The 19,683-nt window shown below is 70.9% G+C and carries 18 protein-coding genes; 9 read left to right on the top strand and 9 right to left on the bottom strand.

All coding sequences use genetic code 11. The features are described from left to right. Window positions 1–250: 250 nt before the first annotated feature. Genes pdhA through EKD16_RS23995 form a run of 3 tightly spaced genes read left to right on the top strand, consistent with a single transcriptional unit; the run spans window position 251 to window position 3,725 of the window. The gene (pdhA, locus tag EKD16_RS24005; RefSeq protein WP_131101661.1) at window positions 251–1,378 is read left to right on the top strand and encodes a pyruvate dehydrogenase (acetyl-transferring) E1 component subunit alpha; all 1,128 of its coding nucleotides are present in this window, start codon (window positions 251–253) and stop codon (window positions 1,376–1,378) included. A gap of 15 nt (window positions 1,379–1,393) precedes the next feature. After that, window positions 1,394–2,392, top strand: a complete 999-nt coding sequence (locus EKD16_RS24000) for an alpha-ketoacid dehydrogenase subunit beta (RefSeq protein ID WP_131101659.1) — start codon at window positions 1,394–1,396, stop codon at window positions 2,390–2,392. A gap of 13 nt (window positions 2,393–2,405) precedes the next feature. Continuing rightward, window positions 2,406–3,725 (top strand): dihydrolipoamide acetyltransferase family protein, encoded by a 1,320-nt coding sequence (locus EKD16_RS23995; RefSeq protein WP_131101657.1) that lies wholly within the window; start codon window positions 2,406–2,408, stop codon window positions 3,723–3,725. 438 nt (window positions 3,726–4,163) lie between these two features. Here the strand turns inward: EKD16_RS23995 and EKD16_RS23990 are convergent, their stop codons facing one another. Then, on the bottom strand, window positions 4,164–4,808 hold the full coding sequence (locus EKD16_RS23990) for a hypothetical protein (protein WP_131101655.1): 645 nt from the start codon (window positions 4,806–4,808) through the stop codon (window positions 4,164–4,166). A 184-nt stretch (window positions 4,809–4,992) separates the two neighbouring features. On the opposite strand from EKD16_RS23990, the gene EKD16_RS23985 reads away from it, so the two are divergent. After that, on the top strand, window positions 4,993–5,793 hold the full coding sequence (locus EKD16_RS23985; RefSeq protein ID WP_131101652.1) for a helix-turn-helix domain-containing protein: 801 nt from the start codon (window positions 4,993–4,995) through the stop codon (window positions 5,791–5,793). After that, on the top strand, window positions 5,790–5,975 hold the full coding sequence (locus tag EKD16_RS23980) for a DUF397 domain-containing protein (protein WP_131101650.1): 186 nt from the start codon (window positions 5,790–5,792) through the stop codon (window positions 5,973–5,975). The genes EKD16_RS23985 and EKD16_RS23980 overlap by 4 nt, the downstream gene beginning before the upstream one ends. On the opposite strand, the gene EKD16_RS23975 is transcribed toward EKD16_RS23980, so the two are convergent. After that, window positions 5,956–6,972, bottom strand: a complete 1,017-nt coding sequence (locus EKD16_RS23975; RefSeq protein ID WP_131101648.1) for a DMT family transporter — start codon at window positions 6,970–6,972, stop codon at window positions 5,956–5,958. The two genes, EKD16_RS23980 and EKD16_RS23975, sit on opposite strands and share 20 nt — an antisense overlap. Window positions 6,973–7,143: 171 nt before the next feature. Continuing rightward, complete coding sequence (locus EKD16_RS23970) at window positions 7,144–8,907, bottom strand: DUF2637 domain-containing protein (protein WP_131101646.1); 1,764 nt, start codon at window positions 8,905–8,907, stop codon at window positions 7,144–7,146. Window positions 8,908–10,331: 1,424 nt separating this feature from the next. Between EKD16_RS23970 and EKD16_RS23965 the strand changes: the two genes are divergently transcribed. Beyond that, window positions 10,332–11,816, top strand: coding sequence for an aldehyde dehydrogenase family protein (locus tag EKD16_RS23965; RefSeq protein WP_131101644.1), 1,485 nt, complete (start codon window positions 10,332–10,334; stop codon window positions 11,814–11,816). Window positions 11,817–11,859: 43 nt separating this feature from the next. Here the strand turns inward: EKD16_RS23965 and EKD16_RS23960 are convergent, their stop codons facing one another. Beyond that, window positions 11,860–12,618 (bottom strand): SDR family NAD(P)-dependent oxidoreductase, encoded by a 759-nt coding sequence (locus EKD16_RS23960; RefSeq protein WP_131101642.1) that lies wholly within the window; start codon window positions 12,616–12,618, stop codon window positions 11,860–11,862. A 213-nt stretch (window positions 12,619–12,831) separates the two neighbouring features. Between EKD16_RS23960 and EKD16_RS23955 the strand changes: the two genes are divergently transcribed. The 3 genes from EKD16_RS23955 (at window position 12,832) to EKD16_RS23945 (ending at window position 15,475) form a co-directional block, all read left to right on the top strand. Next, the gene (locus EKD16_RS23955; RefSeq protein WP_131101640.1) at window positions 12,832–13,734 is read left to right on the top strand and encodes a LysR family transcriptional regulator; all 903 of its coding nucleotides are present in this window, start codon (window positions 12,832–12,834) and stop codon (window positions 13,732–13,734) included. A 143-nt stretch (window positions 13,735–13,877) separates the two neighbouring features. Beyond that, a complete protein-coding gene (locus EKD16_RS23950; RefSeq protein ID WP_131101637.1) occupies window positions 13,878–14,882 on the top strand; it encodes a bile acid:sodium symporter family protein in 1,005 nt (334 codons plus the stop codon). Between the two features lie 167 nt (window positions 14,883–15,049). Next, window positions 15,050–15,475 carry a hypothetical protein gene (locus EKD16_RS23945; protein WP_207391397.1) on the top strand — a complete coding sequence of 142 codons (426 nt, stop codon included), beginning with the start codon at window positions 15,050–15,052 and terminating at the stop codon, window positions 15,473–15,475. A gap of 106 nt (window positions 15,476–15,581) precedes the next feature. Here EKD16_RS23945 and EKD16_RS23940 read toward each other — a convergent pair whose 3' ends face one another. From EKD16_RS23940 to EKD16_RS23920, 5 genes are all read right to left on the bottom strand, one after another. Beyond that, window positions 15,582–16,229 carry a response regulator transcription factor gene (locus tag EKD16_RS23940; RefSeq protein WP_131101635.1) on the bottom strand — a complete coding sequence of 216 codons (648 nt, stop codon included), beginning with the start codon at window positions 16,227–16,229 and terminating at the stop codon, window positions 15,582–15,584. Between the two features lie 631 nt (window positions 16,230–16,860). Further along, entirely contained in the window at window positions 16,861–17,607 is a 747-nt protein-coding gene (locus tag EKD16_RS23935) for an ABC transporter permease (RefSeq protein WP_131101633.1), read from the bottom strand. After that, window positions 17,604–18,545: an ABC transporter ATP-binding protein gene (locus tag EKD16_RS23930; RefSeq protein WP_131101631.1), complete on the bottom strand. Its 942-nt coding sequence runs from the start codon at window positions 18,543–18,545 to the stop codon at window positions 17,604–17,606. The genes EKD16_RS23935 and EKD16_RS23930 overlap by 4 nt, the downstream gene beginning before the upstream one ends. After that, window positions 18,542–18,889 (bottom strand): transcriptional regulator, encoded by a 348-nt coding sequence (locus tag EKD16_RS23925; RefSeq protein ID WP_131101629.1) that lies wholly within the window; start codon window positions 18,887–18,889, stop codon window positions 18,542–18,544. Before EKD16_RS23925 ends, EKD16_RS23930 begins: the two co-directional genes overlap by 4 nt. A gap of 23 nt (window positions 18,890–18,912) precedes the next feature. After that, window positions 18,913–19,566: a hypothetical protein gene (locus EKD16_RS23920; RefSeq protein WP_131101627.1), complete on the bottom strand. Its 654-nt coding sequence runs from the start codon at window positions 19,564–19,566 to the stop codon at window positions 18,913–18,915. Window positions 19,567–19,683 lie beyond the last annotated feature (117 nt).

Below are 19,683 nucleotides of genomic sequence, written 5' to 3'. Positions count from 1 at the left end.
GGCCGAATGAGCTACGCGAGCCGACCGAAACGGGTGACCCGAACCCGCAACCGGGGAAGGGTGACACGGTAGGCGGGCGGACCGCGGGTTGCGGTCATGAACAGCTGAACCAGCCACTTGCGCCCCGCCGATGAGCCCGGCGCCGGCGCACCACCCTCTTCCCGGGAGCGGTCGCCTCCGCGTCCCGGGTAGCGGCCTTTCCGGGTCTACCGACCTGAGGGGCCGCCTCCGCACGTAGAAAGGCACCAGCATGGCTGACACGGCCAAGGCGAAGGGCGGCGGCTCCGCCAAGAGCACGGGGGGCCGCCGGCGGAGCCGGAAGGACACCACACAGGGGGCCCCATCGGGCACCACCTCGGCTGTGGCCGACGAGAAGCCCGACGCACTCCTCGACTACTACCGGCGAATGCTGCTGGTCCGCCGGTTCGAGGAGCGGACGGGTCAGGCGTACACCCAGGCCCGCATCGGCGGCTACTGCCACCTGAACCTGGGCGAGGAGGCCACGGTCGTGGGGCTCATGGAGTCGCTCCAGGAGCGCGACTACCTCTACACCAACTACCGCGACCACGGTTACGCGATCCACAAGGGCATGAGCCCCCGCCGGGTGATGGCCGAGCTCTACGGCCGCACCGACGGCGTGGCCAAGGGCTGGGGCGGCTCCATGCACATGTACGACACCGAGACCCGCATGCTCGGCGGTTACGGCATCGTCGGCGGTCAGATGCCCATGGCCACCGGCGCGGCGCTGGCCGTCTCCTACCGCGGCGGTGACGAGATCGTCATGTGCCAGCTGGGCGACGGCACCACCAACATCGGCGCCTGGCACGAGTCGCTCAACCTCGCCTCGCTGTGGAACCTGCCGATCGTCTACGCCATCGTGAACAACTTCACGGGCATGGGCACCGCGGTGGACAAGTCCTCTGCGGAACCCGACCTGTACAAGCGCGGCTCCGCCTTCCGCATCGAGGGCGTGCGCGTCGACGGGCGCGACGTCCTCGCGGTGCGCGACGCCGCCACGGAGCTGGTCGAGAAGGCCCGATCCGAGCAGCGGCCCTACATCCTGGAGTGCACCAGCTACCGGCTCAAGGGCCACTCGGTGGTCGACCCGGCCAAGTACCGCACCGAGGAGCAGACCGCCGAGGCCCGGTCCAACGACCCGGTCGCCGCCTTCGAGGACCAGTTGGAGAAGGCGGGCGTCCTCACCGAGGACAAGAAGAAGGAGATCGCGGACTCGGTCAAGGACGAGGTCGCCGACGCCGCCGACTTCGCGGAGAACAGCCCCAGTCCCGATGTATCGACATTGTTCGACTACACCTACGCCACCCCCGTGGCGAACGAGTCGCGCCGCATGCCCGCCGACCCGGTGTTCGCCGAGTAGACAAGGAGCGGGTACATGTCTGTGATCACTTACCGCCAGGCCCTGCGCGACACCCTGCGCGACGAGATGGCGCGCGACGAGAACGTCATGCTCCTCGGCGAGGAGATCGGCCTCTTCGAGGGCTCCTACAAGATCACCGAGGGGATGCTCAAGGAGTTCGGCGAGCGCCGCGTCCGCGACACCCCCATCTCCGAGGAGGGCTTCGTCGGTGCCGCGGTGGGCGCCGCGATGCTGGGGCTGCGCCCCGTCGTCGAGGTCATGACGATCAACTTCTCCATGATCGCCATCGACCAGATCATCAACCACGCCGCCAAGGTCTACGGCATGTTCGGCGGCCAGACCAGCGTGCCGATGGTCATCCGCACCCCCGGCGGCGGCGGTCAGCAGCTCGGCGCGACGCACTCCCAGAACATCGAGCTGTTCTACGCCTTCGTTCCCGGGCTCAAGGTCATCGCCCCCAGTTCCCCCGCCGACGCCGCCGCCATGCTGCGTGCCGCGGTCCGCGACGACGACCCGGTGCTGCTGCTGGAGAACCTGGGCCTTTACAACTCCAAGGGCGAGGTCCCCGACGGTGACGAGTCGGTCGCCGAGATCGGCCGCGCCGCCGTCACCCGCGAGGGCAGCGACATCACCCTGATCGGCTACTCGCGCATGGCGTCGGCGAGCCTGCAGGTCGCCGAGCAGCTGGCCGAGCAGGACATCAGCGTCGAGGTCGTCGACCTGCGCAGTCTGCGCCCCCTCGACCGGCAGACCGTCGTGGACTCGGTCCGCAAGACCGGCTGCGCGGTGATGGCCGAGGACGACTGGCTCACCTACGGCATCGGCGCCGAGATCGCCGCCTCCATCCAGGAGGGCGCCTTCGACTACCTCGACGCCCCGGTGCGCCGGGTCGCCATGGCCGAGGTGCCGCTGCCGTACGCCAAGCCGCTGGAGACCGCGGCGCTGCCGTCGGCCGAGTCGATCACCACCGCCGTCAAGGAGACCCTGAGCGCTGTCGGCAAGCGAGTCGGGTGAAGGGGACCACACGATGACTGAGATCTACATGCCGCGCCTCTCCGACACCATGGAGGAAGGCGTCATCAGCTCCTGGGTCAAGAACGTCGGCGACGAGGTCAGCACGGGCGACGTCCTGGTCGAGATCGAGACCGACAAGGCCGTCATGGAGCATGAGGCCTACGCGGACGGCTACCTCATCAAACAGGCGGTCTCCGAAGGCGACACCGTCCCGATCGGCGCGGTGATCGCCTATGTGGGCGAGAGCCCCGACGAGGCGCCGCCGGAGGGGGAGTCCGCCTCCGGCGGCGCCGCGCCCGCGCAGGAGGAGTCCGCCGAGCAGCCCGCGGCGCAAGCCGAGGAGCAGCCGGCGCGGGAGACCGCGCCCCAGCAGACCGAGGCACCGCAGCAGCCCGCTTCCTCCGGACCCGACGGCAGCCCCGGTACGCGCCCGCGCAGTTCCCCGCTGGCGCGCAGGCTCGCCCGCGAGTACGGGCTCGACATCGAGTCCATCAACGGTTCGGGCCCCAAGGGCCGGATCGTGCGCGCCGACATCGAGGCCGCCGCGCAGCAGCGCCCGGCCGAGCCGGCCCCGGCGGCGGCCGCCCCGCAGGCCGCGGCGTCGGGCGTGGGAGCTCCCGCACAGGAGTCCTACGACGACGGCCGCGACTCCGCCGAGCTGTCGGTGAGCAACGTCCGCAAGGTGATCGCGCGCCGCCTCGTGCAGAGCAAGCAGGAGGCTCCGCACTTCTACCTGCGGCGCACGATCGACGCCGAGGGGCTCAAGGACTTCCGGTCGCAGATCAACGCGCAGTTGGAGGAGACCGGAAACAAGGTCAGCTTCAACGACCTGATCGTCAAGGCGTGCGCGACGACGCTGCGCACCCACCCCGAGGTGAACCGCTCGTGGGTGAACGAGAAGCTGCTGCAGCACAACCGCATCAACGTCGGCGTCGCGGTGGCCGTCGAGGCCGGGCTCATCGTGCCGGTGCTGCACGACACCGACAGGATGCCGCTGTCGGAGATCGGCGAGCGCAGCCGCGAACTGGCCGGCCGCGCGCGCGACGGCAAGCTGAAGCCGCAGGAGATGAGCGGCGGAACCTTCAGCGTCAGCAACCTCGGCATGTACGGGATGGACAGTTTCTCGGCGGTCATCAACCCGCCGGAGGCGGCGATCCTGGCCGTGGGGGCGATGAAGCAGCAGCCGGTCGTCCGCGACGGCGAGGTCGTCGCGCGCAACACCATGTCCCTGGAGCTGTCGGTCGACCACCGCGCCGTCGACGGCGCCGTCGGCGCGGCCTTCCTCAAGGACCTCGCCGAGGTACTGGAGAACCCCGTGCGGATCGTGGTGTAGGCGGAGCCGACACCTGCGCGCAGACCCTTCGCGGGCACCGGCCACACCGGTCGCGGTGCCCGCGAGGGGTGATCAGGGGAGTGACGAGGCCGCTACCGCCGTTCGGATCCGCTGCGCGGTCGGAGGCGGTGCCGCGTTGGCCGCGCGAACATCCGCCGACCAGCGCGGCGCCGGTGCGGGCACCGGCGCCGCGGCGGCCGGGCGACGACTCAGCCGGGGGGTAGCCGAGGACCTGAGCGGCGACCAGGTGTTCCAGCGCCTCGGCCGTAGGCGCCTCCAGCAGGCGGTAAGAGCCCGGAAGCAGCGCCCACCAGCTCCGCGTATGGGTGCCGTACCAGGCGGTGACGCCGGGGAAGATCCGGCACAGCCGCCGGGCGGAGGGGTGGACGGTCGCGGACTGGCGGCGCGGGCGTAGCCCTGCTGTCTGCGCTGCGGTCCTCATCGGGCGTCCTCCTCGGCCGTGTCCCAGCTCCGGCCGCAGGCGTCCAGGTGGTATCCCTCGTGGTCCGCCGGACGCAGGCAGGAAGTGCGGTCGGGCCGCTCCTCCGGGGCCATCGCGGTAGCGCGCAGGCCGCAAGCCTCCCCGAGCACCGCGGCGAGGCGGGTGAGCATCTCCAGCGCGGTTTCCCGCACTTCGGATGTCCAATAGGTGTGCCCATGCGCGCTCGCGGTGAGGTCGTCGGCCATCTGATGGAGGCATCGGACGTCGCGCGGGTCGATGGTCCGCGCGGTCTCGGTCGTGGCGCGGTCCGGGTGCGCAGTCGCGCCGGATCGGTGCAGATAGGGGCGCGTGCGCGGCGGCGGAGGAGTGAACTGCGCCAGGGCGAATTCGAGCGTGTCCAGATCGCCGGCTGCGAGCGTGATGCCGTCGGAGTGGCGACTGTGCGCTCGATAAGGCGCCGGTTGACCGGCCGAGTAGGTCATCCGCCAGAGTGCGCGGTGCCGAGTGTGAATCTCGCAGAAGCGCTCGTAGTCGGGTGGCACGCAGGGTTGCGCCTGGACGTAGTGACGGGTGCGTTCTGCGGTGCGCGGCAGGGGCGTATGGGGCGTCTGCGTGCTGAGCGGGACGTTAGGGTTGCTCATGGGTCTCCACCTGGTGTCTGCAGGTTGGGGGCAAGGCCCTGGTTCGTGCCAGTACACGATCCAGGGCCGTTTTATTGGAACAATCCTGCGCTCCCGCCGGACAGAAATCGACCGATGGTACGGCACTGGCGTTGAATCGGAGAATCCGTAGCGCGTTGGCACATCGCTGTAGCAAAATGGCACCATGAGCGAGACGCCGAATAAGGTGTGGTCACGTTGGGGCGATGAACTTCGGAAGAACCGTCAGCGAGCTGGAAAGACGCAGGCCGAACTGGCGAGTTGCGTAAAAATAAGCCGCCCCCAGCTGGGTAAGTTAGAGGCGGGAACTCGTACCCCATCGCTCGACATTTCGGGCGCCCTTGACGATTCCCTTGCTACAGGAGGCGTCCTCCAGCATCTGTGGGGCGAGCTTCATGCTCGTGAAGAAATACCCCGAGAGTGGCGGGACTTCGTGATCTTGGAGCGGCAAGCGACGGAGATACGGGAGTACCAGCCGCTCATGGTTCCTGGCTTGCTCCAGACAGAGGGTTACGCGCGAACGCTTCTGCAGCAGGGCAGCGTGGATGACGACGACGAGCATGTCGAGCGGCTAGTGCAAGCTCGGATGGAGCGCCTTGGCGCGTTGCAACGGACCCCCTTGACCTTCGTGGTGGACCAACCGGCTTTGGAACGAGTGGTTGGAACGAAAGACATCATGCGCGCGCAGTTGAGCTCCATCCTCCGGCTCAGCAGTCGACGAATCCGCGTTTCGGTTGTCCCGAATCACTCTCCACAGCGGCCGCTTGTAGGGGGGAGCTTCCGGATCATGGCTTTGCCGTCGGGTGGCATGGTTGCCCACTGCGAGCACCTGTTGGGTCAGGTTGTCGTGAACAGCCCTAAGGATGTGGGGAAGATGCTGCGCTACTTCGACCATCTACAATCGGAGGCGTTGTCACCTGGCGCGTCGCGAGACCTGATACAGCGGATGAGAGGCGACCTCGGATGAGTGAACTTGCTTGGCACACCAGTAGTTTCAGCGCGCCCGATAACGCCAACTGCGTAGAGGTCGCGGAGTCGTGGGATGAGGTGAAGGTTCGCGATACCCAGAACCGGGCCGCCGGTCACCTGGTGGTTCCGGTCTCCGAGTGGTCCGCGTTCCTCGCTGACGTCAAGGGCGATCACCTGTAGGTACGGCGGCCTTGCTCCTGCGCCGACGGTATTGGGCCAAGGCCGCGCCGGTGATGACGATCAGTGCGCCGAGCGGCTCGTTCCAGGCCAGGTGCTCGTCGAGCAGCAGCACGCCCGCGCCGATCGCCACGACCGGGACGAGGTAGGTCACCGTGGACGCGACCGTGGCTCCCGCCTCGCGGATAACCGCGTACTGCAGGACGTAGGCGACCCCGGTGCCCAGTGCGCCCAGGGAGGCGACGGCGGCGATCACCGGCAGCGGCAGCGCCGCCGGGGCGTCCGTGAAGAGCAGGGCCGCGATCGAGATCTGCACCGTTCCGGTGAGCAGTTGCGCGGTGGCCAACTCCAGCGACGAGTGGCCGGCGCCCGCGACGAAGCGGCGCAGGTAGGGCGTGCCGACGCCGTAGCAGACGGTCGCGCCGACGGCCATCAGCATGCCCCCCGCGCCCGCCCCGGCGAAGCCCGTCCACACGCCGAAGACGACCAGGACGCCCGCGAACCCGACGAGCAGTCCTGCCAGCCGCATGCGGGTGGGGCGCTCGTCGGGGAGCAGCAGCAGCGAGAACAGCAGGACGAACAGCGGGGTGGCCGCATTGCAGATCCCGTTCAGCGCGGAGGGGATCAGCTGACCCGCGTAGCCGAACAGAGTGAACGGCACGACGTTGAGGAAGAACGCCGTGACCGACAGATGCAGCCAGCTGCGCGGGTCGCGCGGCAGGCTGCCGCCGCGCAGCAGCAGGAACCCGGCGAGCGGGATCAGGCCGGTGAGCATCCGCCCCAGCGTGATCTGGATCGGCGGGAGGTACTCGCCGGCCAGACCGATGAACATGAAGCTGGTGCCCCAGACCACCGCCAGCAGCAGGAACTTCAGCCGCCAGTCGATGACGGGGTGCGGGCGGGTGGCCGCGGGGGCCTCGGCCTGTTCTGCGGGCGCGGGGGTGGCGGGGGGTTCGGCGGCGGTTCCGGCAGCGCGCGGCCGCGCGGGGTGGAGGCTCATGAGTCCAGGGATATCGCCGCCGCTTTATTAGGTCTACTTCATTCTGCTAAACCTAGGAATTAGCGATGCTTATATAATGGGCGAATTCCCTTCGGAGTGCCTGCGTGACGGCGGACGCCCGGTCGTCGAGTCCGTGCCCGGCGGCGCGTTGACCTGGGGCGGTGTCGTTCCTCAGGCTCCGTAGGCGGTCTGCACCATACGGGGCTGGCCGTCCTCGCCCTCCTCTATGCGGTAATCGCCGTCACCCGACGCCGTGTCGATGATCTCCTGCAGGTAGCGCCGCACCGTGCGCGGACTCAAACCGAGGTGCCCGGCGATCTCGTCCGCGCTGATGTCGGGGACGGTCTCCAGTAGATTGCGCACCTGCTGGCGCCGTTCCTGCGAGCTGATGCGGGGGACGGGGGGCCGTCGCGGAGCGGGTTCGGCGATTTCCTCTTCGGCTTGCGCATCGGGCGCGGCTTGCGCTTCGGCCTCCGGCGCGGGTTGGGGCTCGGGCGCGTAATCGGCCTCCGGCGTGGGTTCCGGCTCAAGGCCGGACCGGGCGGGGGCCGCCGGTTCGGTACGGGGCTCCCGCGCGGGCGCGGCCGCCGGCTCCGGTTCTGCCGGCGGCTCCGCTTCCGCGGCCGGTTCGCTTTCGTCGCGCCGCGGCGGCCCCGTCTGCGCCTCCGCTGCTCGTATCGCCGCATCGGATGGGACGGTGCGCTCCGGGGCGGCGGTGTTCCCGGTTCGCTCGTGCGCTGCGCCGTTGGCCGCGACCCGCGCCGCAACGTCCGGCGCGGCGGCGGCCTCCTCGCCGCGCGGCGGCCACGGCGCAGGTCCCGGCTCCTGGAACAGCACCGGCGTGTAACCGCGGTCGCCCTGGTCGCTTCGATCGTCCCGCGGCTGTTCCCGGGTGGTTCCGCGCGCCGCACCTTCCGCCGGACCGCCGTCGGCCGGACCGGCGTCGGCGGCTGTGCGCCGTCCGCGGGCCGCGCGCCTTGCGGGCGCGGCGGCGTAGGACTCGGAGATCTCCGCGGCCCGCCACACGGGCCGGTCGGCGGCCTGCGGAGCAGGAGCCGGTGCGTCGGCCGGTTCGCCCAGGAGGGAGCGGGCCTCCGCGGCGGTCATGGCCACCCGGGAGGCGGTCATTGCGCGGATGATGGTGAAAGCCGTGGGCAGGTCGTAACCGTTGTCGAGCATCCACTTGAGGTGGCGCGGGGTGGCACGGCGCCAGCGGCGCGCGTACTGCTCGCGCAGCATCGCATAGGCCAGTTGGCGCTGCTGCTCGCGCTCCAGGGCATCCGGGTAGGACGTGATGCCCGAGCCCAGCATCAGCCGCGCGACCTTGAGCGTGGAGAGGGGGTGGGCGAGCCAGCGTCCGAAGGGAATGCGGTCGGACGCGCCGCCGTGGGCGAGCCCGGCCAGGTGGCGCACCCAGGCGGCCACGCCCTCGGCGATCAGGATGATGACGACCGGCGGCCCGGCGTGGCCCAGGTAGGAGGAGGTGGTGCCCTCGCCTTGGGCGACGTTGAGCACGATGGTGATGGCCGAGAGCCCGTAGGCCGACCACCGGTTGAGCGGGTGGCGCCGCCCCTGCCACTCCATGACCAGGTCCATGGCCAGGAAGTAGACGATGACGGCGTCGATGCCCAGCGGGAACAGGAACCGCAGGTCGCCGCCGTTGATGGCGGTCAACTGGGTGTCGGCCAGCCAGGTCGCCGATTCGTACAGCGCGGCGTAGCTCATCGTGAACGCGACGAGGATGAGCATCAGCGCGGCAGAGGCGATCAGGACGGTGGCCACGAGGTAGCCGCTGTGCAGGCCGGAGCCGCCGGCGGTGGGGCGGGTGGCGCGCCGGGCGAGCAGGGCGCGCAGCCCGGCGATGACGGCCACCACCAGGACAACCGCGGCCGCGGCGATCACCCACCAGGGCACGTGGGACATCCACGCAGGCATCAGGTCTCAACTCCCGTATCAGGGCACACAGCACTGAACCCACGCGAGTCTGGCAGAGTCGCATCTCATTCACGTGACCAGACGGCCACGGTGGGCCGCGCGTACTGTGAGCGCGAGCGTGCGGCGGGGCGGTCGGTGTTCGGCGCCGTTCCCGCTCAAGAGGGGTGCGGGGCTGGTGCACCGCCGTGGCCGCTGACGACGGTGCCGCGTCCGCGCGCGGAGCAGCGGGGGAGGGCGAGTCCGCGGGGCCGGTCGACGGATCCCCGGCACCGGCGGGCGGTCGGTTTGTCGGCTTTCGCGACAGCATAGTCACCACGGCGCGGGCGAGGGCTCGCGGGTTGCGCCGTGCGGCGGGGCGGCGGAGCTTCACTGGGCGGTCTTGTGGTCTGCCGGGCGGCGGGTTGTTCGACGGGGAACGGCGGGCACCGAGGACGGCGAAGGGCTGGGCCCGCGGTCACCGGTTCGCGTGCTCGCCGGTGGCGCGTCCGGCGGGGCGGGTCGGGTCTGCTGGGCGGCCTTGTTGGTCTGCCGGGTGGCGGGTGGTCTTACGGAAATGCGGCGGCGACGGTGGCGGATGGTTGGGCCTGCGGTCACCGGTTCGGGTGCTCGGCGGTGGCGCGTCCGGCGGGGCGGGTCGGGTCTGCTGGGCGGCCTTGTTGGTCTGCCGGGTGGCGGGTGGTCTTACGGAAATGCGGCGGCGACGGTGGCGGATGGTTGGGCCTGCGGTTGACGGGTCGGGTGCTCGGCGGTGGCCCGTCCGGCGGGGCGGCGAGGACGGTGGGTGGTGGCGCCCGTGCCCATCGGTTCGGGTGCCCGCCGGTGGCGGCGTCCGATGCCGGTTCTTCCGGCGTCTATCGTGAACTTATGGCCGCGGAATGCACTTTCCTGCGACCATAAGTTCACGATAGACGGGCCAAGCCGCGCCGAGTCTGTCTCTGGGGCTGGATTCGGCGCCGAATCCAGCCCCAGAGACAGACTCGATGGGACCGGTGCCGCCCAACGCAGGGTTTCGACCGGACAGCGGCCGGAATTCGGTGACAACCGCGCGTTTGATGCGCCGACCGGCCTGCGGCGGCCCAACGCCGCCCCGTCGGGCGCGTCACCGGCGGGCACCCGACTCGATGACCGCGGGGGCAGCCCACCGCCGCCCTCGGTGCCGCTTTTCCGGAGGACCACCCGTTCCCGGCAGACCAGCAAGGCCGCCCAGCGGACCCGACCCCCGCTGGCCGCCGCCACCGGCGAGCACCCGAACCGATAACCGCGGGCCCGACCCCGCCGCCGCCGCGGCCGGGGCGCGGCCGCGCTGGTCGGAGGGGGCGGCGTTCGAGCAGGCGGCGACGGGTGCGGACCCGTTTCCGCCCTGAACCCCCGGGTAGCCGACGCGCAACGACAGCTTCCGCGTCGTCCACAACGAGGAGCGAGCCATGTCCGAAGGTCAGCGGCCGGAGCCCTACCCGAGGTTCGACCGGATGCCGCTCGGCGGCGAATGGCGGCCGGGCGGCTCGGAACACACGCTCACCGACGTCGCCCCCTACGACGACAAGCCCCTCGCCGAGATCCGCCTCGCCGACGCCCGCGACGTCGACCGCGCGTTCCGCGCCGCGAAGCAGGCCCAGCGCTCCTGGGCCGACACCCCGGCCGGCGAGCGCGCCGAGGTGTTCCTGCGGGCGATGGCGGTCATGGACGCGCGCAAGGACGAGATCGTCGACTGGCTCGTCGCCGAGACCGGTGGAATCCGCGAGCGCGCCGAGTTCGAGTGGAGCCTGGTCCGCGCGGGCATGGCCGAGGTCGTCTCCTATCCCACGCGGGTCGCGGGGCGCATCCTCCCCGGCACGCTGCCCGGCAAGGAGAACCGGGTCTACCGGCAGCCGCTCGGCGTCGTCTCGGTGATCAGTCCGTGGAACTTCCCGCTGCAGCTCTCGAACCGGTCGGTGGCACCCGCCCTAGCGCTGGGCAATGCGGTCGTGCTCAAACCCGCCGGAGACACACCCGTAACCGGCGGCCTGCTGCTCGCCCGCATCTACGAGGAGGCGGGCCTGCCGCCCGGACTGCTCAACGTGGCCATTGGCAGGAGCAGCGAGATCGGCGACGCCCTCGTCACCCACGAGATACCGCAGCTGGTCTCGTTCACCGGCTCGACGGCCGTCGGTGAAGGCATCGCGAAGAAGGCGCCGTTGAAGCGGCGCGCCCTGGAACTGGGCGGCAACGGTCCGCTGGTCGTGCTCGGCGACGCCGACGTGGAGCGCGCGGTCGACGCCGCCGTCTTCGGCTCCTACTACCACCAGGGCCAGATCTGCATGGCCACCAACCGGGTGATCGCCGACGCGGCGGTGCACGACGACCTGGTCGAGCGCATGAGGGAGCGCGTCCGCGCGCTGCGCACCGGGGACCCCGCCGATCCGCGGACGCAGATCGGCCCCGTCGTCAACGACAGCCAGCGCGACGGCATCCTCGACAAAGTCGCCCGCGCCGTCGACGACGGTGCCGAGCTGCTGCTGTCGGGGGAACCCGCCGGCCCGGCCGGCCGCGTCGTGCCTCCCCACCTGCTGGTGGGCGGCAACGGTGTAGCCACCGCGGCCGAGGAGGTGTTCGGTCCGGTGGCGACCGTGGTGCGGGCGCGCGACGAGGAGGACGCGCTGGCTCTGGCCAACGCCACCGAGTACGGTCTCTCCAGCGCTGTCTACACCGGCGACGCCGAGCGGGGCGTGCGTTTCGCGCAGCGCGTCGAAGCCGGTATGACCCACGTGAACGACACCACGGTCAACGACGAGCCCAACACGGCGTTCGGCGGCGAGAAGGCGTCGGGCATCGGCCGCTTCGGCGGCGAATGGGCGATCGACGAGTTCACCCGCGACCACTGGATCAGCGTCCAGCACACCTTCCGCGACCTGCCGCTGCGCACCGGGTAGGGGTCGGCGCTGGCCGGGCGGGCAGTCCCGCTTACCCCCGTGCCTACCGCGAGGCGGGGGCGGGGTCCTCGCCGGTGCCCGGCGCCGGGTCGCCGCCCCCGACGCCGGCGTCGGCGAGCAGCGCCCGTTCGACCGGCCCCTGCGCGGCCTCCGCGAGGGTGGTGCGGCTGCGGGTGAACTGCGCGGCCGCGGTGGGTCCGGTGGCCAGGCGGCCTGGGCTCACCGCGTCGACGAGGATCCCGTCCGCCCGCAGCGCGTCCGCGTAGACGAGGGTGATCGCGTTCACCGCGGCCTTGGACGAGGTGTAGGCCTGCAGACCGCGCTGCGCGATCGGGTTGTCGGCGTCGGCGAGGAACGTCATCGAGCCGAGCAGGCTCGACAGGTTCACCACCCGCCCGGCCCGCGACCGGCGCAGCAGCGGAACGCAGGCCGAGGTCACCTCGACCACGCCGACCACGTTCACCTCGTAGGAGGCGAGCAGCAGCGCCGCGGAGATCTCGTCGGTGGGCACGCCCCACTCGACGACCACGCCCGCGTTGTTGACGAGGACGTCGAGGCGGCCGGACTCGTCTTCGATCCGCCGCGCCGCGGCGGCGACCTCGGCGTCGTCGGTGACGTCCAGGGCCACCACGCGCACGTCGCCGCGCATCGCCGCGGCCGCCGCCCGGCCCCGCTCGACGTCGTCGGTACCCAGGTAGACGGTCAGTCCCGCCGCGGCCAGGCTGCGCACGATTTCCCGGCCGACACCCGTATCACCGTCCGTCACGAGCGCCACTTCGGCCGCACCGCCGCCCTTGTCCATCGGTCCCCCCACTCGCGCCGCATGGAATCCGGATACCGACATATCACCACGCGAAGCAGGCGAAGGGAACGGGAATCGGCGGATCCGCACCAGGTGAACCGGTTCGAACGCGCTCGGCGGTTGGGCCCGCGGGTACCGGATCGATCGTCGTCGGCGATTCTTGAAGTAAGTGCAGCTGTATCCGAGGAATCGGAGCGCGTTAGGCTTGCTTACATGCTCAGCGTCGACCGACTGCGCATTCTGCACGCCATCGCCGCCAACGGCTCCCTCAACGGTGCCGCCGACGCCCTGCACGTCACCAGCTCCGCAGTGTCCCAGCAGCTTTCGAAACTGGAACGCGAAGTCGGGCAGGCGCTGGTGGAGCGCAACGGGCGCGGGGTGCGGCTGACCGAGGCGGCTCAGATCCTGGTGGAGCACACCGGCCAGATCCTCTCCCTGGTCCAGCAGGCCGAAGCCGCTCTGGAGTCGCACCGCGGTGAAATCAGCGGGACGCTGGAGTTGTCCTCCTTCGCATCGGGCGCGCGCGGCCTGGTCACCCCTGCCCTGGGGGTGCTGGCCCAGGCGCACCCGAAGCTGGACGTGCAGCTGAGCGAGCTGGAGCCCGACCAGAGCATCCCGGCGGTGGCGCGCGGCGACTCCGACATGGCGCTGTGCGTCGACTGGGAGGGTTCGCCCGTCGAGCTGCCCAAGTCGATGGCCAGGACGCCGGTCATGGTCGACGTCGCCGATGTGGCGCTGCCGGTGAACCACCCGCTGGCACACCGCGAACTGCTGGGTCTGGACGAGGTCGTGGGTGAGCCCTGGATCAGCTGGGGCAAGGGGTCCATCTGCCACGACTGGCTGCACGGCATGCTGCGGGCTCGCGGCATCGAGCCGCGGATCGCCCACACCGTCGACGAGCACCAGACCAAGCTGACCATGATCGGCGCGGGCCTGGGCGCGGCCGTCATGCCGCGGCTGGGTCTGGGGCCGGTGCCCGAAGGGGTGCGGCTCGTCCCCGTCCAGCCGGCGCTGGTCCGCCAGGTCTTCGCGTTCTGGCGCAAGGACGCGGCCCGTCGGCCCGCCATCAGCGCCGCCGTTCGCACGCTGCGCGAGGTCGCCGCGAACCACGCGTGAGGGGGCCGCGGCCCCGCCACCGCCCCGCCGCGATCGCGCACTCGCGCGCCGCATCGTCCGCACCGGCGCGGGCCCCCGGTTATCGCCGATCCCCCGTGTACCGGTCTTCCCCGGCGACCCACCCGGCTGCTGGAATGTCGGCCATGAGAACTCTGGCCAAGGCCGCGGCGTTCGCAGGGCGCTGGTTCGGTCTGCTCATCCTGGCAAGCGCGCTGCTGGGCCTGCTCATCCCCGAGCAGGCCGCCCGGCTGACCCCGTGGATCAGCGTGCTGCTCGGGGTGATCATGTTCGGCATGGGCCTCACGCTCAGGCCCGCCGATTTCAAGATCGCCCTCACCCGCCCGCAGGCCGTCGTCGTCGGCGTGATCGCCCAGTTTCTGATCATGCCGATCGTGGGCTGGGGGCTGGCCGAACTGCTGCAGCTCCCGCCGCTGCTGGTGGTCGGCATGGTGCTGGTCGGCGCAGCACCCGGGGGCACGGCGTCCAACGTCATCGTCTACCTGGCGCGCGGCGACGTAGCGCTGTCGGTCGCCATGACGTCGATCTCCACTCTCCTCGCGCCGTTCCTCACCCCGCTGCTGGTGCTGTGGCTGGCCGGCTCGACACTGCCGGTCGACGCGGGCGACCTGTTCCTCTCCATCCTGCAGGTCGTCCTGATCCCGGTGCTGCTCGGCATCGTGGCCCGCGCGCTGTTCTCCCGGGCGGTGCAGAAGGTGCTGCCGCTGCTCCCGCTCGTCTCGGTGGTCGGCATCATGATCGTGGTCTTCGCGGTCGTGGGCGCCAACGCCGACGCGCTGCTGTCCACAGGGGCGCTGGTGATCGTCGCCGTGATCCTGCACAACCTGATCGGCCTGGCCCTGGGCTACGGGGCCGGCAAGGCCGTGCGGCTCCCGGAGTCTTCGCGGCGTACCGTGTCCGTCGAGGTCGGCATGCAGAACTCCGGCCTCGCCGCGGCGCTGGCCACGACCCACTTCGAGCCGCTGGCCGCACTGCCCGCGGCGCTCTTCTCCGTATGGCACAACATCTCCGGCGCCCTGCTGGCGACCTACTGGTCCCGCCGCGGAGGCACCGGGGGAGCCGGGCGCGCGGGCGGCGGGAAGGGCCGCAAGCGCACCGCGGGGCGCGGCCCGCGCAAGCGCAAGCGGTAGTGCTCCGTGCGGCGCGCGGTCCCGCGCGCCGCACACGCCGGAGCGCCGTGCCACCCGCCGGGCGGCGGCCGGTCCGGGCCGGCGGCAGCGGCCCACGGCGGCTGAGTAGCATACGCACGTGGGTCGCCGTCGACGGCGACCCGACCCGACTGCTCGGAGGTGGCGGCATGGCGCAGCAGCGATCGGCTTCGCCCTATCTGTGGGCACTGCGCGTGACCGCGCTGGTCCAGCTGGCACTGCTGGCGGTGGAGTTCGCCACGGCGGGGCAGTTGGTGATGCAGGACATGTCGGTGCTGGGCGTGCACGCCGGAACGGCGATCGCGGTGCACGTCACAGCGGGCGCGCAGCTGATCGCGGCCGCTCTGCTGGTGCGTCCCGGCGGCGGCCCCGTCTGGCCGGCGGTCGTCAGCGCCGCAGCCTTCGGGCTCGGTTTCGCCCAGGCGTATTTCGGCAGCCATATGATGCTCGGGCTGCACGTGCCCACAGCGCTCCTGCTGGTCGTCCTGGTGATGGCGGTCTTGGCCGCGTCGTGGCTTCCGGCACTGCGGAACTCCGGCAGTCGGGACTCCCGCGCCGGATCCGGTATCCGGTAGCGGTTCGGCCGATTTCCCACTGTCGGGCCGCCGATAAGCCGATCGGTCCGGGCGGACGCTCCGGTGCCGTCCGGGGCGCCGCCCGGCCGCGCCGTCGCGCCGCCGCTCAGGACCGCCGACGTGCGGCGGCGCAGCCCGGCAGCAGGAAGCCGCTGTCACGGGCGTAGGCGAACAGTTCGGCCCGGGTCCGCAGGCCGAGCTTGCTGCGCAGTGCCGCGCGGTCGCCCTCGACGGTGCGCGAGCTGACGTGCAGCATCGAAGCGGCCTCTTCGATGGTGTGCCCGCTGGCCAGCAGCCGGATCACGTCGCGCTCGCGGTCGGTGGTGCGGTCGGTGGGTCCGGAGGCGAGCTTGCAGCCGATGCTCGGGTGCAGGTAGTGGTCGTCGGAGGCAACCGTGCGCAGTGCTGAGAACAGTTCGTCGACGCTGGACGACTTGGGCAGATATCCGTGCACGCCGCAGCGCACGGCCTCGCGGACAACCTCGGCCTCCTCGTGCCCGCTGATCACGACGACCCGGGTGTGCGCGCTCGCCCGGGAGATCTCCTCGAAGGCGTGCACGCCGTGGAAGCACAGGTCGGTCAGCAGGATGTCCTGTTCGACGCCGCTGGCCGTCCGGATGATGCCCGCTGGGCAGCTGGCCTCGGCGACGACCTCGAATCCGGCGTCCGGCACGAGAATGCCGCGCCAGGCGGCGCGGCCCAGTGAATAGTGGTCGGCCACGGTGAGGGTAATGGGAGCGGGGGATTCGCGCATGGGCGTCAATTCGCGGGTGCGGCCGAATCATCCCCGCCGCCTGCGGAGAGTAAGCGCCGTTCGTTCGGCCGATTCGAATCGGCATTCGAGGCACCGGTTACTGCATCCGCCCGCGTCACGCACACGCCAGGACCCTTTCGCTCGCTCGATATCCGCCCTGGACTTTCGGGACCGAAGTCCGTGGGCGATCGGGTTTGCGGTCACCACAGGTGACAGTGCAAGCCTTTGCGCAGGTGATTCCCGCCGCACTGGCGCTGTTAGACTGCGCGGCAGTTCGGCCGGGGGTCACCGCACACCGGTACATCCGGGGCGTCTGATGTACCGAATTAAATTGTTTCTCAGGAAAATATTCGGGCGGGTGGTCCACTCCATCTCTGCTTAACGCGGCTTTCATGGGACGTTCGTTCTGTGGAAACGGTTTGCTTCTGGCGAGAGGCGAAACCGCCGTACAGGTGCCTACGGTACGTCCCGAATGGGGCAAATGCAATAAGAGGGACGAATGTGGCTCTCTGTAGGCGATGATGGGAGTTCTTCATGTATGTCGGCGCGCCTGCTCAGCCGAAGGCGGTGCGCTCCTTCCGCGCACGTAAGCGCGGCCGCGGCGCAGCGGCCCGTCAAGCGAAGCACCCCCTCAGCGGAAGCGCCGCCCCTCGTCGCGGCGGTAAGCCCACACCGCCGGCACCGCGGTGACCAGCGTCCACCCCGCGAGCACTGCGAACGCCGCAACCGGCAGGGCGATGCCGTCGGTGACCGCCCACACCGACAGCTCCCTGGCGGCCCGTGTAGGCAGCGCTTGGGAGGCGGTGTCCAGCCAGCCGGGGAAGGTCTCGGGCGGCAGGAACAGCCCGCCCGCGAACGCCATGGGGAACATGATCGCCTGCGCCGCCGGCAGCGCGCCCTTGATCGACATGCTGAAGCCGATCGCGAATCCGCCGAAGAGGAAGGGCAGGCAGGACAGCAGGAGCAGGGGCAGCGCCAGCGCAGCCGAGGAGGGCGGGAGCTCCGCCTCGGTCAGCAGCGGCGCGAGCACGGCGACCGGGATCACCGCCAGCAGGATGTAGGCGAAGCCGTTCAGCAACCGACCGGCCATGCGCGGCATCGGCCCGGCGGGCAGCGTGCGCAGGTAGGGGTCCCAGGCGCGGGCGCGCTCCTCGGCCACGCCCACACCGAAGTTCAGCAGGCAGGCGTTCATCACGGCGAACACGGTGATCTGTGCCGTCGCCAGGGTGGCCGCCCGCGGGTCGTCGGCGATGGCCCCGTTGGGCACCACGAAGAACATCATCAGCACCGTGGGGAAGGCGACGTTGAAGCCCAGAGCGACGGGCACGCGGGCGGTCTCCACGAACAGCAGGCGGGCGTGCTGCACGGCGAGCGTCATTTGGACACCTCCGCGGTTCCGTTAGCGGGCTCGGGGGCGGGTGCCGCGTCCGGGGCGGCGTCGGCGGTGGACTCCGCCTCGATCTCCAGGAACGCCTCCTCCAGGCTCGGCCGGTGGATGTCCAACCCGCTGAAGGGGGTTCCGCTGGCCACCAGCGCGCGGACGAGGGAATCGGTGTCGTCGGTGTAGAGGATCTGCCGGTCGCCGCGGCGCTCGCGGTCGACGATCCCCGTCAGGTGGGGGGCCTGCTCGGCGTGGAAGCTGATGGACTGGCGCGAGGCCGCCTCGACGACCTCCTGCGGGGTGCCGTCGGCGACCACGCGCCCCCGCTTGAGCACCGTGATGCGCTCCGAGAGCGCCTCCATCTCCTCCAGGTAGTGGCTGGTCAGCAGGATTGTGCCGCCGGAGCCGATGTAGGCGCGGATGCCCTCCCACACGGCGCGGCGCGCCGAGACGTCCAGGCCGGTCGTGGGTTCGTCCAGCAGCACGAGCCGGGGCCTGCCCAGAAACGCCAGGCCGACGGCGAGGCGGCGCTGCTGGCCGCCGGAGAGGCTGCCGGTCTGGCGCTTCTCCAGGCCCATCAACCCGAAGCGCTCCAGCAGGTCGCCGGGCGGCATCGGATCGGGATAGTGGCGGGAGACGAAGTCGACGACCTCGCGTACCCGCAGGGACTCCGGCAGGCCGGTCTGCTGCGGAGTCATGCCCAGCTCACGGCGGCGCCGGGGATCCTGCGGGGACCCGCCGAACAGTTCGACCTTCCCCTCGGTGGGTCGGCGCAGCCCGCAGACCAGGTTGATCAGGGTGGACTTGCCCGCGCCGTTGCGGCCGAGCAGGCCCAGGACGGCACCGGGTTCGACGTCGAGGCTGACCCGGTCGAGCGCCTGCGCGGTCCCGTATCTGCGGGACACGTCGTGCAGCCGGGCGATGGGAGGTGTCACAGAGCGCCCCCCGGGGGTTCGTCGGCGGTCGCGGTTTCGGCGCCGCCGGTGTTCAGCAGGGTCTGCAGCGTCTGGACGTAGTCCTCCAGGGCGTGCCGCCCCTTGGTGGTCAGAGAGAAGTAGGTGATCGGGCTGCGGCGCTCGTAGGTCTTGACGCTGTGCACGTACTCCGCCGCTTCCAGCTTGCGCACGTGCACCGAGAGGTTGCCCGAGGTCATCGCGAGGATCTCGCGCAACCGGGAGAACGAGAGCTGGTCGCCGTCCGGCAGCGCCTGCAGGGTGACCATCACCCGCAGGCGCCCCTGGGCGTGGATGACGGGGTTGAGTTCCGGGAGCGGGTTCATTGCTGTATCCCCGATGGACACGGCTACGGCCGCCGTGCGCGGGCGGCGCGGCGGACGGTGAGCAGCGTCGCGGCGGCGAGGAATCCGCCGCCGCCGCCGAGGGAGAGCACCAGGTAGGCGTGCGGCATGCCGATCGCCAGCGCCAGCGCGTCGGCCGCCAGGATCCACGCACCCAGCCCGAAGCGCAGCCGCTCGTGCTCCCATGCGGCCGAGACCATCGCGACCATCCCGATGACGAGCAGCGACAACCCCGCGAAGGCAAGCCAGACGAGCTGTTCGGGAACGCCGCCGCGGTACAGGCTCAGCGCCACGACCCCGACGACGGCGAACCCGCCCACATACGCCCAGCCGATCCGTGCTCCGGCCAGCGCGGACGGGCCGCGCAGGCCGCGGTTGAGCCGGATGTCGTGGCGCGTCGTGACGGTCAGCGCCGCGAGCAGTGCCAGGAACATGGCGAAGCCGGCGACGGCGGGCGGTATGCCCGAGAGCGCCGTCCGCTGCAGGTAGAGGCAGCCGTATCCGGCGAGCAGGGCCAGGCCCCAGACGCCGTAGAGCAGCCGCCAGTCAGGGGCGAGTTCATGGGCGGCCAGGTCGCGCTGCCGCTCGATGAGCTCGCGTGACGCGGCCGGATCGAACACCGCGTCCTCGGCGGGTCGCCCGTCGTCCTCCGCTGTCATCACGCCGTCTCCCGCACTCGTTGTTCTGAAATGTCAAGTAGTTTGTAACACAAACTCCTCTGTTGCGCCAGGTCTGCTGGCACGCGCCGGGGCGCTCCGGGGACGAGGCGCCCCGGC

This window comes from Streptomonospora litoralis, assembly GCF_004323735.1.
Lineage (GTDB): Bacteria > Actinomycetota > Actinomycetes > Streptosporangiales > Streptosporangiaceae > Streptomonospora > Streptomonospora litoralis.
Note: the sequence above shows the minus strand (reverse complement) of the source record. Positions and strands in the feature narration are given on the sequence as shown.

Coding starts and splice junctions, on each gene's coding strand:
- pdhA (WP_131101661.1), top strand. CDS start 251: ATGGCTGACACGGCCAAGGCGAAGGGCGGCGGCTCCGCCAAGAGCACG.
- EKD16_RS24000 (WP_131101659.1), top strand. CDS start 1,394: ATGTCTGTGATCACTTACCGCCAGGCCCTGCGCGACACCCTGCGCGAC.
- EKD16_RS23995 (WP_131101657.1), top strand. CDS start 2,406: ATGACTGAGATCTACATGCCGCGCCTCTCCGACACCATGGAGGAAGGC.
- EKD16_RS23990 (WP_131101655.1), bottom strand. CDS start 4,808: ATGAGCAACCCTAACGTCCCGCTCAGCACGCAGACGCCCCATACGCCC.
- EKD16_RS23985 (WP_131101652.1), top strand. CDS start 4,993: ATGAGCGAGACGCCGAATAAGGTGTGGTCACGTTGGGGCGATGAACTT.
- EKD16_RS23980 (WP_131101650.1), top strand. CDS start 5,790: ATGAGTGAACTTGCTTGGCACACCAGTAGTTTCAGCGCGCCCGATAAC.
- EKD16_RS23975 (WP_131101648.1), bottom strand. CDS start 6,972: ATGAGCCTCCACCCCGCGCGGCCGCGCGCTGCCGGAACCGCCGCCGAA.
- EKD16_RS23970 (WP_131101646.1), bottom strand. CDS start 8,907: ATGCCTGCGTGGATGTCCCACGTGCCCTGGTGGGTGATCGCCGCGGCC.
- EKD16_RS23965 (WP_131101644.1), top strand. CDS start 10,332: ATGTCCGAAGGTCAGCGGCCGGAGCCCTACCCGAGGTTCGACCGGATG.
- EKD16_RS23960 (WP_131101642.1), bottom strand. CDS start 12,618: ATGGACAAGGGCGGCGGTGCGGCCGAAGTGGCGCTCGTGACGGACGGT.
- EKD16_RS23955 (WP_131101640.1), top strand. CDS start 12,832: ATGCTCAGCGTCGACCGACTGCGCATTCTGCACGCCATCGCCGCCAAC.
- EKD16_RS23950 (WP_131101637.1), top strand. CDS start 13,878: ATGAGAACTCTGGCCAAGGCCGCGGCGTTCGCAGGGCGCTGGTTCGGT.
- EKD16_RS23945 (WP_207391397.1), top strand. CDS start 15,050: ATGGCGCAGCAGCGATCGGCTTCGCCCTATCTGTGGGCACTGCGCGTG.
- EKD16_RS23940 (WP_131101635.1), bottom strand. CDS start 16,229: ATGCGCGAATCCCCCGCTCCCATTACCCTCACCGTGGCCGACCACTAT.
- EKD16_RS23935 (WP_131101633.1), bottom strand. CDS start 17,607: ATGACGCTCGCCGTGCAGCACGCCCGCCTGCTGTTCGTGGAGACCGCC.
- EKD16_RS23925 (WP_131101629.1), bottom strand. CDS start 18,889: ATGAACCCGCTCCCGGAACTCAACCCCGTCATCCACGCCCAGGGGCGC.
- EKD16_RS23920 (WP_131101627.1), bottom strand. CDS start 19,566: ATGACAGCGGAGGACGACGGGCGACCCGCCGAGGACGCGGTGTTCGAT.